This window comes from Vibrio sp. Vb1574 (assembly GCF_033338675.1).
Window position 1 is genome coordinate 1 of record NZ_JAWOTC010000039.1, and the last position, 13331, is coordinate 13331.

The window sequence follows — 13331 nt, forward strand, 5'->3', positions numbered from 1 at the left end:
GCTACGATGATTAACTGATGTAACCGATCAGATCGTAACTTCCTGATTTAGTTCCATCGAATTACGCAACAAAGCCCCACCGATGCCACAAACTTTAGACTTGAGAGTTTAGGTGTCTTTATGTCCAATGACATCCAATCCACATACACCAATTCATCGGTTCATGACGTTCAACAAGCGCAGCAAAGTGATGCAGTGCCGCAAGGAACGTTTCATGGCCGTAAAGTCACCCTACTCTCCTCATCAGAAAGCAGCATGACGCGAACAAGCTCTAAAAGAGAGCTTGGTGAATGTTTAAATCAATTTGCCAGTCTCGAATCTTGCAATCGCGTTTTGGACTTTGATCCGCAACTCAATATTGACAAGCAAAACGCCGCCGTAGAAAAGCTTATGGAACGAAAAGTGGCGATAATTCAACGTTCCTGATATCACAATATAAGCAGGTTAAACACCTAAGTTACCCTTCAGCCGACAAGCTCACGCTAATAAAAAACCCCGAAGATTCGGGGTTTTGATTCATACTGCTTTTTCTTTATTAATTACTTAGTTTCACTAGAAGAAGCCTAACGGGTCGATGCTGTAGCTAATCAGCAAGTTCTTCGTGTTCTGGTAGTGATCCAGCATCATCTTGTGCGTTTCGCGCCCGATACCCGATTTTTTGTAACCACCGAACGCTGCGTGTGCAGGGTAAGCGTGGTAACAGTTAATCCAGATTCGACCAGCTTCAATATTACGGCCCATACGATATGCGACGTTCGCATCACGTGTCCAAACACCTGCACCTAAGCCATATTCGGTGTCGTTTGCGATTTCCAACGCTTCAGCCTCATCTTTGAATTTGGTGATAGCAATCACTGGGCCAAAGATTTCTTCTTGGAAGATTCGCATCTTGTTGTGGCCTTCCAACATGGTTGGCTGAATGTAGTACCCCTGGTTGATAGACTCTGGCTGTTCTGACACTCCACCACCAAAGACCACTTTTGCGCCTTCTTCACGGCCGATCTCCAGGTAACTTAAAATCTTATCAAACTGTTCTTGAGAAGCCTGAGCACCAACTTGAGTATCGGTATCGAGCGGATTACCTTGTTTAATCAGCTGTGCACGTTCCGTCAGTTTCTCTACAAACTTGTCATAAATCGCTTCATGAACCAGTACGCGAGATGGACAAGTACAAACTTCACCTTGGTTGAAGAAACCAAGTAACGTACCTTCGATACACTTGTCAAGATACTCATCTTCGTAATCGAAGATATCTGAGAAGTAGATGTTTGGAGATTTACCACCTAACTCAACTGTCGATGGGATCAAGTTGTCTGCTGCACATTTCAGAATGTGGTTGCCAACTTGCGTAGACCCGGTAAAAGCGAGTTTCGCAATGCGGTTGCTGGTTGCTAATGCTTGACCCGCTTCAGAACCATATCCGTTTACAACGTTGATGACACCAGGAGGAAGAAGGTCACCGATTTTTTCCATCAGAACCAGAATGGATGTTGGGGTTTGCTCTGCTGGCTTCAATACCACACAGCAACCCGCCGCTAGTGCCGGTGCTAGTTTCCAAGCCGCCATCAACATTGGGAAGTTCCACGGAATAATTTGACCAACCACACCAATCGGTTCTGGGAAGTGGTAGCTTGCGGTGTGCTCATCCAGTTCTGCCGCACTGCCTTCTTGTGCGCGAATACAGCCAGCGAAGTAACGGAAGTGATCCACTACTAAAGGTAAATCTGCCGCCAAGGTTTCGCGAACTGGTTTGCCGTTTTCCCAAGTTTCTGCAACTGCAAGCTCTTCTAGATGCTGCTCAATACGGTCAGCAATTTTCAGCAAGATGTTCGAACGTTCTGTCACGCTGGTTTTGGCCCATTTTGCTCTGATGTTGTGCGCGGCATCCAGTGCTAAATTAATATCTTCCTCGCCAGAGCGAGCAACTTTACAATACGCTTGTCCGTTGATTGGTGAGATATTGTCAAAGTACTCACCACCCGTTGGTTTTACCCATTCCCCACCGATAAAGTTATCGTAATGCGATTTAAAGTTAACAATGGCATTTTCACTACCTGGCTGTGCATAGCTCATAACTCTTCCTTTTGTTTCTCGTTCAATGTGTTATTGCAGTGTCGTATCGCACTGTTCACAAAGAGCATTACGCAAGTCACACGCCAACTACGCCACACTTGTTGTTAATTAAATGTAAAACTATGATTACCAAGCGATAACAAACCAAGTGAGCGATGTTTGAGCGGATGTATGGTGTGAACACCAATGTTCAAGTGTTCCAAAATGGCACACCCTCACTGTGACAAAATGGTACAGTCATGGAACTTCAACACATTAGCGATAACAACTGGCTTTCAACTTCATGGGTCAGAAGTGAACAAGCGGGTTTAAAACAGCGTCGACGCCCTGAAGATATTCGAGTAACGCCAGCAACGCTCCAAGATAGGCGTCACCAACTCAATTTCTTGCTAGAGGCAGTCACTCAATTTGCGCTCCCTTTGTTTAATCAGCTATTTGCTCATAGCGACAGTCGCTTAATTTTGACGGACTCAGATGGTGTCATCATCGGCAGTTGGGGACAGCCTAGATTTCGTGAGAAGTTGACGGAAATCTCGCTAAGCTCTGGAGCATGCTGGCAAGAAAAGGTCAAAGGCACCAACGCCATTGGTACAGCCTTGGTTGAAGCAAAGCCCGTTTCTGTTATTGGTGATCAGCACTTTATCCAACACCATCGTTTTATTAGCTGTTCGGCTAATCCTATTTTCGATCATCTTGGTAACCTCATTGGCGTATTAGATATTACAAGCGAGCAAAAGAGACATGACTTCTCAACGCAAGTACTAGTACAAAACATGGCCCAGCAAGTGGAGAATCAACTACTTAACTTGATTCCACAAGGGCATATTCGTGTGGATTTAGCGTGCGAAAAAGGTTTACTGAATAGTGGTTGGCAAGGAATTATCATTGCAAATGAAGGCGGACAAGTTTTGGCTCACAATCAAGTAGCCTCTCAACTTTTTGCGCAAAAAAGTATCATTGGGCAATCCTTAGACGACATTCTATCCACTCGGGGAAATGAGCACCCTTTCGTTTTCAAAACAAAACCGCTTACCGATAAAGATAGCAAGGTCAAGTCTCGTGCTGTAGCGGCGTCCAATGATCTTCATTATGGCGACTCCGCTGTTGAGCACTGTTGGCAGCAAGCCAATCGCGTCATCGATAAAGACATCAGTTTGTTGATTCTCGGAGAGACTGGTGTTGGCAAAAACGAGTTTGTGAAAGCGCTTCATAAAAACAGCCAGAGAAAAACGGGACCGTTGGTTTCCGTTAACTGCGGAGCGCTACCAAAAGATCTGGTTGAATCTGAATTATTTGGCTACGTAGCCGGTGCCTTTACTGGCGCAAACAGCAAAGGCTATCAGGGAAAAATTCGCCAAGCACACAAAGGGATTTTGTTTCTGGATGAAATCGCAGATTTACCCTTGGAAGCTCAAAGCCGGTTGCTCCATGTATTGCAAGATAAAACCGTGCTTCCCGTGGGTTCAAACCAAAGTATTCAAGTCGATACACAAATCATTGCAGCCACGCATAAAGATCTGGAACATTTGGTCAGCGAAGGATTGTTCCGCCAAGATTTGTATTATCGCCTTAATGGCTTGATCATTGAGCTACCTCGCTTTGAGGAGCGTGAAGATAAACGACAACTGATTGAGAACATTCATCGGCGTCACGCCGAATCTGAACAACAGCTTTGCCCTCACCTACTTTCTCTGATGCTGTCTTACTCATGGCCAGGAAATTTGCGTGAACTCGATAGTTTAATCAAAGTATCCGCCTTAATGGCGCAAGGTGAAGAAATATTGGAACTCACACACGTCCCAGCCCACCTAAGTAAGAAACTCAGCCAAGCTCAAGAAGGAGCAGCATCCGCTGAACCAACTTCAGAACTGCGTGCAACCGTCGAAGATAAGTTGCTCAAAACATATCAAGCCAACCAGGGGAACATTAGCAAAACGTCTCGTATGCTTGGTGTGAGCCGAAATACCATTTACAGAAAGTTGAAAAGCCTTGGCATATTAAGTTAATTCTACGACCTCAGATACAAAAAGAGCACCGTTGCGGTGCTCTTTCTCTTTGAAACCTAGCTTACAGGCCGCCTTGTTGTTGTGCCTGTTTTACTAATGCCTGACGTTGAGTTTCCTTCTCAGAGATCACTTGATTGTCCTTGTGCATTTCCTGTTCCAATTCTGCTGGAATGAAAACAAAGTACTTGTTAAGAGTCATCTTAGAGCCTCAATTTGCTGTGTTAATTACCTTCTTGGTCGACGTAAACAAAACCAGAAAAACATGTTTTACTGGATCCTTGTTGCTAGTTTCAAAAAATAAAGGATGTTCATATAATAAACATCCTCCATGTGGGCGTTAATTATAGGCGTAGTTTAAAGGCTTACCTAGCACTCTTTTTCACCTTTTGTGCAATCTGAGTTTCGATCGAAAAACGGATTTAATTGCCCATAATTACTAAGGTATTGTTAAAAAGAGAAAAAAGCTTTTACTGTAACTGACGACAGGGATGAGCTTACGAGTGTAGGTTCACTTGCAATTGTGTATCGTAGAGTTCGAATACGATAATAATAACGCTACATGCCCTTAATCTGCGTAGTTAAAAACTTTGAAGTGATAGACAACCGAAGTCATATCTGTGCAACTCAGTTTAACGATTTGTCTACCAGTTCAATATTTCACCTTTTTTGAGAAATCTTTAGCCACTTTTTTGTGTGAAACGCCCCAAAAGAGCAGACAATTAAAAGTGTGGCATATGACCACAATTGTCTATCCCCACTTAGCTTCGGGAGGCGTTTATGAAAAGTAACAAACTTGGCCATGTGATGTCTTTCAGCAGGATGTTTTCCTTCATCGCATTCTTGACGGCCACATTCGCATGGATTCTCAGCATGTACGCCCTATTTACTGTTTCTTTAGTGGCTCTTGTGGTCAGTGCAATTCTCTACCTAAAAGACAGGTTTTATCAAAACAAGAAAACGACCACTGAAAAGAGCGCCTAGGCGCTCTTTTCTATTGGATGTCATTTCCGTGTGACTTGATATAGTTATCAATCCGTTCGAGTTCGTGAAAATAACCATACATACCAATACGATTAATTTCTGGTTCTATACAGTATTTTTCTTCTTTTACCATAGCTTCTACAAACATTCCGCTTGATGCAATTGTGAAAGGTGGACACGCTGAGTAACCATTATTTTCTGCAATATATTTCAATCGCCCAAATTCAAAAACTTGACCTGGAATAGCAACGATAAGGGACAAGACAACTGTTATAGTTATCACTTTAATCGGCACTTTGACTAACTGAGTCATTCGATCAAATAAAATATAGACCAATAATGTAGGGCACAAGAGTAAGCTTGCGATACTTAAAACATATGACGCATCAATGTAGACCACTTGAAAACCACTACTGAGTTGAAGCGGTAGAGATTCGAAAACGAAATGATGATAAAGGCGATAGATAGAGTAAGTAATCAGTAATATGAACATAAGCAACACGAAAGCTGTGTGAAATGGATGCTTCTGTTGTGTCATTTCTATTACCTTATAGTTGAGGAGACGACAGAGAGCTGCTTAGCTTCAGTCTTCGAAGAGAAATATTAAACTACTAGCAAATGCATGCTCCCCCATTTCTGAGAAGTGCGTGACGAATCAACGTTTAATGTAACTTTTAAATCTACCAATATCTTACAGACACAAAAAAGGATGCCACTTGGGCATCCCTTTATATCTTTATATTTAGTCGGTTTACTTAAAACGATTACACGTCGTAAGTTGTAGACGCTGTGTCGCCGCCTGTACCAGTCCAGTTAGTGTGGAAGAATTCACCACGTGGACGGTCAATACGCTCATAAGTGTGAGCACCGAAGTAGTCACGTTGAGCTTGAAGCAGGTTCGCTGGTAGACGAGCTGTTGTGTAACCGTCTAGGAAAGATAGCGCAGAAATCGTACATGGCATTGGGATGCCAGATTCTAGAGATTTCGCTGCTACTTTACGCCATGCTGCTAGGCTGCCTTGTAGGATGTTTTTGAAGTACTCATCAGAACCTAAGAACGCGATGTCTGGGTTCGCTTCGTACGCATCACGGATGTTGCCTAGGAATGCAGAACGGATGATACAACCACCACGCCACATTAGTGCTACGTTACCGTAGTTTAGGTCCCAACCGTTCTCGTTAGACGCTTCGCGCATTAGCATGAAGCCTTGAGCGTAAGAGATGATCTTAGAAGCTAGTAGTGCTTGACGTAGTGCATCAACCCACTCTTGCTTGTCGCCTTCAACTGGTGTGATTGTCTTACCGAATAGAGACTCAGCTTCAACACGTTGGTCTTTCAGTGCAGATAGACAACGAGAGAATACAGACTCAGAGATAAGCGTTAGTGGAATGCCTAGGTCTAGTGCGTTGATACCAGTCCATTTACCAGTACCTTTTTGGCCTGCTGTGTCTAGGATCTTCTCAACTAGAGGCTCACCGTCTTCATCTTTGTAGCCAAGGATGTCAGCAGTGATTTCAACAAGGTAGCTGTCTAGCTCAGTCTTATTCCAATCGGCGAATACTGCTTGCATCTCGTCTGCAGACATACCAAGACCGTCTTTCATGAACTGGTAAGCTTCAGTGATAAGCTGCATGTCGCCGTATTCGATGCCGTTGTGTACCATCTTAACGAAGTGACCAGCACCGTCGTTACCAACCCAGTCACAACATGGCTCGCCAGCGTCAGTTTTTGCAGAGATACCTTGGAAGATTGGCTTAACCGCTTCCCAAGCTTCAGCAGCGCCGCCAGGCATGATTGAAGGACCAAAACGTGCACCTTCTTCACCACCAGATACGCCAGTACCGATGAAGTGAATGCCTTTCTCACGGCAATGTGCTACGCGACGGTTTGTATCTGGGTAGTTAGTGTTACCACCGTCGATGATGATGTCGCCTTCGTCTAGAAGCGGAATTAGGTTGTCAATGAACGTGTCAACAACGTCACCTGCACGAACCATCAACATTACTTTACGCGGCGTTTCTAGCTTCTCTACTAGTTCTTCTAGAGAGTATGCACCGATGATGTTCGTGCCTTTTGCTGGACCTTCCAGGAACTCGTCTACTTTAGCAGCAGTACGGTTGTGAGCAACCACTTTAAAGCCGTGATCGTTCATGTTTAGGATAAGGTTTTGACCCATTACTGCTAGGCCAATTACACCGATATCACCTTTCATTGTTTCTCTCCAATTTTATTTCATCGACGAGCAGCGTCTTAAGCAATTTTTGCTGCCGCGTCTAAATCTAAATACCATTCCGTTAGGCCCGATTTCGCTTGAATCTTAGCCGCTGGGTATGGCAGTGCGTGTGCTGGTGAACTGTTAATTTCTTCAACAATGTCCGCTTTTCCTGCACCAAGCACTAAGTAACTAATGCGTTTCGCTGCTTCTAATACGCGTGCGGTTTTCGACACACGAAGTTGGCCCGATTCAGGATGCGACGCCACAAGAGATAGGTTCGCATCATCATAATTCGTTTGGCCAGGGAACAGAGAAGCTGTATGACCATCTGCACCAACGCCTAATAAGATCCAGTCAAACACAGGTGTGCCGTTTTCACTCGGGATCACCTCTGCCATCTCTTTTGCAAAGCGCTCTGCTTCTGCTTTAGGCTCATCTTCGCCACGGATGCGGTGAATGTTTTCTGCAGGAATATTTACTTGGCTAAACAACAACGTGTTCGCTTCACCGTAGTTGCTTTCTGCATCGTCAGGGGCAACACAACGTTCGTCACCCCACCAAAAGTGGAGGTTTTCCCATTGAATGGAGGTTGCGTAAGCCTCTGAAGCCAGTAGTTTAAACAGCATTTTAGGAGTGCTGCCGCCAGAAAGAGAGATGTGAACAGGTCTGCCCATTTCGCTAAACGCTTTCATATCGTTAGCTAGGCTTTCAACTACCTGTTCTGCTGTTTGGTAGATCTTATGGTTGATCATAGTTCACAGTAATCCGTATCTGTTAAGTTTTTACATGGGAAACGCCAAGCGCGGCCATCACGCTGTAACAAGTCATCTGACTCTTTAGGTCCCCAAGTGCCGCATGCGTACCCGAAGAGGGATTGTGGATCTTGCTTAAAATCTAAGATTGGCTGTACGTATTGCCAGCACGCTTCCACCGCATCACTACGTGCAAATAGCGTAGCATCACCATTCAAAGCATCAAGTAGAAGGCGCTCGTATGCCGTTAGCATTTGCGTTTCTTGCAAGTCAGCGTAATGGAAGTTCATTTTCACTTCCTTCGCTTCAAAGCCTGCGCCTGGCTCTTTCAAGCCAAAGCTCATTTGAATGCCTTCGTCTGGTTGAATACGAATGATCAGCTTGTTTTCTGGTGCGTTTTGACCAAACACAGGATGCGGTGTTTGTTTAAAGTGGATAACCACCTCAGTAACGCGTGTTGGAAGACGCTTACCAGTACGCACGTAAAATGGCACGCCATTCCAACGCCAGTTGTTGATGTACGCTTTCAAACCGATGTAAGTCTCTGTACGAGAATCGTCTGCAACTCCCGGCTCTTCACGGTAGCCGCGTAGGCTTTGCCCACGAACTTCAGACGCCGTGTATTGGCCTAATACTAGGTCGTTGCGCAGAGCGTTTTCGTCTAATGGCTTTAAGCATTGAAGCACTTTTACCACTTCATCACGCATCGAGTCTGCATTGATTTGCGCTGGTGGTTCCATACCTACCATTGCTAATACTTGTAGCAAGTGGTTTTGGAACATGTCGCGCACAGCGCCAGAGTTGTCGTAGTAACCACCACGCTCCTCTACGCCAAGGAATTCTGCGCCTGTGATTTCAACGTAATCAATGAAGTTACGGTTCCAAAGCGGCTCAAACATCGCATTAGAGAAACGAAGCACAAGTAGGTTTTGTACCGTTTCTTTACCTAAGTAATGGTCAATTCGGTAGATTTGATGCTCTTGGAAGTGCTCGTGAATTTCTTTGTCCAGAATACGCGCCGATTCAAGATCATAGCCGAATGGTTTCTCAATGATCAGGCGTTTCCAACCATCCTCTTCACTGTTAAGACCATGTGCTGCAAGACTTGCAGGGATCACACTGTATAAACTTGGTGGGGTTGCTAAGTAAAAAAGCGTATTGCGTTGCTCGAATTGATATTCGTCCGCAAGTTGGTCTAAGCGAGAAGATAGCTTACCGTAATTTTGTGTGTCAGAAGTATTAATTGCTTGGTAGTGCAGATGGTTAATAAATGCATCAAGCGTTTCTGGCTCAGTCTTTTCCATTTCCTGAAGCGATTTTTTCAGCTTCGCGCGGTAAGACTCATCACTGTATTCAGTGCGACTTACACCCAGAATGGCAAAATTCTCTGGAAGCTGCTTGTTCGCGTAGAGGTGGTATAAAGCAGGAATGAGCTTACGGTACGTAAGGTCACCTGAAGCACCAAAAATAACGATGCTGCTGTTTTCTGGTATTACCATCATCTTTCCCTTAAAAACGAGGTACTTATTGTGTGCCCGGATACGGCTAGAGAATGAGCCAACCCTATCAATGGCACCTCAAAATAGAAAATTGGTCTTACCTATTACGTTGATAGGTAAAGTCTATGGGCCCAAAGAACCTTAAGAAGTTGCATTTCCGATTCTTGGAAACACGACGTATTGAGGTCATTTAAGTCACTTATGTCTCAAAAGTACACACTGTACTCGCTGGAGGAGAGTCCGACACGGGGCAATATTGTCTACGACTATTTGATTTACATCAACACTTGCCAGTGCAAACGTTTAAATAAGTTGCACAAAACGTCATAAGCGATTGTATTTTATTGATAAAAAAAGTTTCATCTGAACGCTCCAAAATTTAAGCAAAAACTCTAATATGGGTAAAAATCACTCATACTTGCAATCCATTACAGTTTTATCGTGATCTGTGTTACTTACTTTTTATTTCATCATCCTATTGATAATGATACTCAATTAAAGATAATGAAATCACTATTAATGTGAAAGTAGAACGCCATGAAATCAAGCGCCATTAACCCACATCCCATTAACCGAATACAATCGGTGCTTGACTACATTCACACCAACTTAGACAGCACTCTGAGCGTAGATGAAATATCAAAAGCAAGTTGTTGGTCGCGCTGGCAACTGCAACGCGTATTTCAACAACACACTGGCGTATCCGTCGCTCACTACATCAGAGAGCTTAAACTTAGCCTTGCGGCTGAGCGCTTAATCCATACTTCTGACCGCTCGTTAGATATAGCGATAGAAATGGGATTTACATCTGAACACGCATTTAGCCGAGCGTTCAGGAATATGTTTTCAAAAAGCCCCCGCGAATATCGAAAAACGCAACAACTCTCCGGGTTGAGGCAACCTTTGACGCTGCGTAAGACACCAGAAGAAGAGAAAAAACATCAGCGCTTTATTGAAGTTCGAATAGAAACAAAACCGGCTTTTGAACTTGCTGGTTATCATGAACCTATTCACGGATTGTTTTCCGCTACGCCCGATTTCCAATCCAAAGTACCGTCACTTTGGTCACGTCTTTATTCATCTGAAAACCTTAACAATTCGGAAAGTAGTTACTTTGGCGTGATTGATGTGACGCAAGCGTATTCAAACAACCAACAACTTGAGTATTGGGCAGGTTATGAGTGCAGTCCAACAGCAAACGCACCAAGATCAACGAACTCTTCCAACTCGGGGTTAGACCTCTTGGCTGTTCCTGAGCAAACCTACGCCGTCATTACACACATAGGCAAAGCATCAGAGCTCGCCTCAACGCTGGAATGGTTTATTTTACATTGGCTACCCTACTCTAATTATCATGCTATCGATGGTTATGAGTTAGAGCTTTATCCAGAAGGTTATGATGTTGATAGCGAACAAGCACAAATGCAGTATTGGATTCCTGTCGAGCCAAACGACTCGCTATCTTTAAAACCTAAGAACAGAAGAATAAGTTCCAAAGATTAGTGTTTTGCACCAAATTGTTAACTTTTCCTATTTCTTTGAATATAGAATACAAATAACAATCATTATCAATAAATAGAAAAAGTAGTGGAATTTATAAATATGGAAAGTCCGATTCGATTTCATCGTTCAGCGGTTGCTATCGTCGTATCCGCATTGCTCGCTGGCCACGCCAATGCGACTGAGAGCGTATCCCAACACGAAACGATTACGGTGCTAGGAGAAACATACCGAAACACCGCAACTAAAACCGTTTTAGAACCGGAGGAAACACCGCAAGCGATCACGGTAATCACTAAAGATGACATGGACCTACGCGGCGTAAACTCGGTGAGCGAAGCATTGCGTTATGCGCCTGGCGTAAATACAGAATTGCGTGGTGGTGCCGTTTCCCGACTTGACCTATTCAATATTCGTGGTTTTATTAACTACACCAACTTTTATGATGGTCTTCCTTTGCTGTACAACGGTTGGAACCTTCAACCGCAGGTCGATTCCGTTGCTCTTGAGCAAATCGAGGTTTTTAAAGGGCCAACGTCTGTTCTTTACGGCAATATTCCACCAGGAGGTATGGTCAACATTATCGCCAAGGCGCCTCAGTCAACACCCTCACACTCTGTCTCGATTAGTACTGGGACTAACAACCTAAAAGAACTGACGTTCGACACCACAGGACAAATTGGTGATTCTAATGTGGATTACCGTATCGTCGGCCTGGCAAAACAGCGAGATGGTCAAGCCGATACGTCTGAAGATGAACGTTATGTACTCGCCCCATCTTTCAATTGGCAAGCGACAGAAAGCACATTAGTGAACGTGAATGTTTACTATCAAAATGATCCATCAGCAGGTATCTACACGACTGTGCCTGCATCTGGCTCAGTGATTAAAAACCCACTTGGCTCGATGTCACCAAGCACTTATTTAGGGGATGAGGACTGGAACACTTACGAACGCGAAGTTCTGATGATGGGTTACAAAGTCCAACACGACTTTAACAACAATTGGCAATTTCTACAGAATGCCCGCTACATGACCGCCGATGCCTATCAGGAAAACACATATAACGGTGCACTTGAAGCGGATAACCGTACCGTTGGTCGAAATGCCTATTTAACCGATGAAAAGTCCAAATCCTTTGTGATTGACAACCAACTATCTGGCTACGTTAAAACAGGAAATTTTGAACATAACTTATTGTTCGGGCTTGATTATCAGTATTTAGATTCAGATGTAAAATACAAAGACACGCTTGGGTATTCGCTAACTCAGGACATTTTTAATCCTGACCACAACAGCATTGATCGTAATGCACTGAATTTCCAATACAAACAAAACTTAGATATCAAAACGAAGCAGATTGGCGTTTATTTCCAAGATCAAGTTCGTTACGACCAACTTGTAATGATTGCAGGTCTTCGTTGGGATAAATACGATTCAAATACAGACGCCGTTAGCGATTATCTAGGAACAGTATCCAAGAGCAAGGAAGAGTTAGACGATACCAACGTATCTTTCCGAGTCGGTGGTTTGTATGAGCTAGACTTTGGTCTCTCGCCATACCTTACTTACTCGGAAAGTTTTGAGCCAATTGCGGGTGCCGACTCTTCTGGTAAAGCATTTGAGCCATCAACCGGTCATCAATGGGAGTTAGGCTTTAAATACGCCCCATTATCTGGTGATATCTCAGGTAACTTAGCACTCTTCCATATTACGAAGAAAAACGCGATCTTGACCGATCCGAATAATCCTTATGCACCGAACTATCAAGCGGGCGAAGTGGTATCACAAGGTATTGAACTTGAGGCAAAATGGCAAGTTACAGCACAAGCTGATTTCACTCTAGGCTATACATATACCGATATGGAGATTACCGAGGACAGTTATTACAACCAAGAAGGTAAAACGCCGGTTTGGGTACCTGAGCAAACGGCTTCTCTATGGGCAAATTACTTCTTTGAAGGAAATCTTTCAGGCCTTCGTACCAGTGCTGGCGTTCGCTATGTCGGGGAAGCACAAATTGATGCACAGAATAGTCAAAAAGTACCGGACTACACCTTGTTTGATTTAGCAGCAAGTTACGATTTCTCAACGGTATCTGAATCAATGAAAGGGGCTAGCGTCACGCTTTCTGCAAGCAATCTATTCGATAAAGAATACTATTCTTGTTACGACAAAAATAACTGTTGGTTTGGCGCTGAGCGCTCTATCGAAGCGATGTTAGAATACAACTTCTAGCCTCTTAGAACGGAACAGCAGTAATTTGTAAAGCGATGGTTTCTAAAACAAGCCATCGCTTTTTAT

Annotated in this window: 11 protein-coding genes; 5 read left to right on the forward strand and 6 right to left on the reverse strand. The window is 43.9% G+C overall.

The features are described from left to right. The first annotated feature begins 120 nt into the window (after window positions 1-120). Window positions 121-426 (forward strand): T3SS regulon translocated regulator ExsE2, encoded by a 306-nt coding sequence (exsE2, locus tag R7O12_RS18860; protein ID WP_005377171.1) that lies wholly within the window; start codon window positions 121-123, stop codon window positions 424-426. Between the two features lie 126 nt (window positions 427-552). On the opposite strand, the gene R7O12_RS18865 is transcribed toward exsE2, so the two are convergent. Further along, on the reverse strand, window positions 553-2073 hold the full coding sequence (locus R7O12_RS18865; RefSeq protein ID WP_318126254.1) for an aldehyde dehydrogenase family protein: 1521 nt from the start codon (window positions 2071-2073) through the stop codon (window positions 553-555). 239 nt (window positions 2074-2312) lie between these two features. Between R7O12_RS18865 and R7O12_RS18870 the strand changes: the two genes are divergently transcribed. Further along, entirely contained in the window at window positions 2313-4079 is a 1767-nt protein-coding gene (locus tag R7O12_RS18870; protein ID WP_318126255.1) for a sigma-54-dependent Fis family transcriptional regulator, read from the forward strand. 61 nt (window positions 4080-4140) lie between these two features. Here R7O12_RS18870 and R7O12_RS18875 read toward each other — a convergent pair whose 3' ends face one another. Then, a complete protein-coding gene (locus R7O12_RS18875; RefSeq protein ID WP_005377165.1) occupies window positions 4141-4278 on the reverse strand; it encodes a hypothetical protein in 138 nt (45 codons plus the stop codon). Window positions 4279-4856: 578 nt separating this feature from the next. Between R7O12_RS18875 and R7O12_RS18880 the strand changes: the two genes are divergently transcribed. Further along, a complete protein-coding gene (locus R7O12_RS18880) occupies window positions 4857-5060 on the forward strand; it encodes a hypothetical protein (protein WP_005377162.1) in 204 nt (67 codons plus the stop codon). A gap of 10 nt (window positions 5061-5070) precedes the next feature. Here the strand turns inward: R7O12_RS18880 and R7O12_RS18885 are convergent, their stop codons facing one another. The 4 genes from R7O12_RS18885 to zwf form a co-directional block, all read right to left on the reverse strand. Then, window positions 5071-5598 (reverse strand): hypothetical protein, encoded by a 528-nt coding sequence (locus R7O12_RS18885; RefSeq protein ID WP_047102710.1) that lies wholly within the window; start codon window positions 5596-5598, stop codon window positions 5071-5073. Between the two features lie 226 nt (window positions 5599-5824). After that, window positions 5825-7273, reverse strand: a complete 1449-nt coding sequence (gnd, locus tag R7O12_RS18890; protein ID WP_005442184.1) for a decarboxylating NADP(+)-dependent phosphogluconate dehydrogenase — start codon at window positions 7271-7273, stop codon at window positions 5825-5827. A gap of 38 nt (window positions 7274-7311) precedes the next feature. Then, window positions 7312-8028: a 6-phosphogluconolactonase gene (gene pgl / locus R7O12_RS18895; protein WP_017634562.1), complete on the reverse strand. Its 717-nt coding sequence runs from the start codon at window positions 8026-8028 to the stop codon at window positions 7312-7314. After that, window positions 8025-9527 (reverse strand): glucose-6-phosphate dehydrogenase, encoded by a 1503-nt coding sequence (zwf, locus tag R7O12_RS18900; RefSeq protein ID WP_318126258.1) that lies wholly within the window; start codon window positions 9525-9527, stop codon window positions 8025-8027. The genes pgl and zwf overlap by 4 nt, the downstream gene beginning before the upstream one ends. 537 nt (window positions 9528-10064) lie before the next feature. On the opposite strand from zwf, the gene R7O12_RS18905 reads away from it, so the two are divergent. Both R7O12_RS18905 and R7O12_RS18910 read left to right on the forward strand, forming a co-directional pair. Then, complete coding sequence (locus tag R7O12_RS18905) at window positions 10065-11030, forward strand: helix-turn-helix domain-containing protein (protein ID WP_005387160.1); 966 nt, start codon at window positions 10065-10067, stop codon at window positions 11028-11030. A gap of 99 nt (window positions 11031-11129) precedes the next feature. After that, entirely contained in the window at window positions 11130-13265 is a 2136-nt protein-coding gene (locus tag R7O12_RS18910) for a TonB-dependent siderophore receptor (protein WP_318104848.1), read from the forward strand. The last annotated feature ends 66 nt before the right edge of the window (window positions 13266-13331 follow it).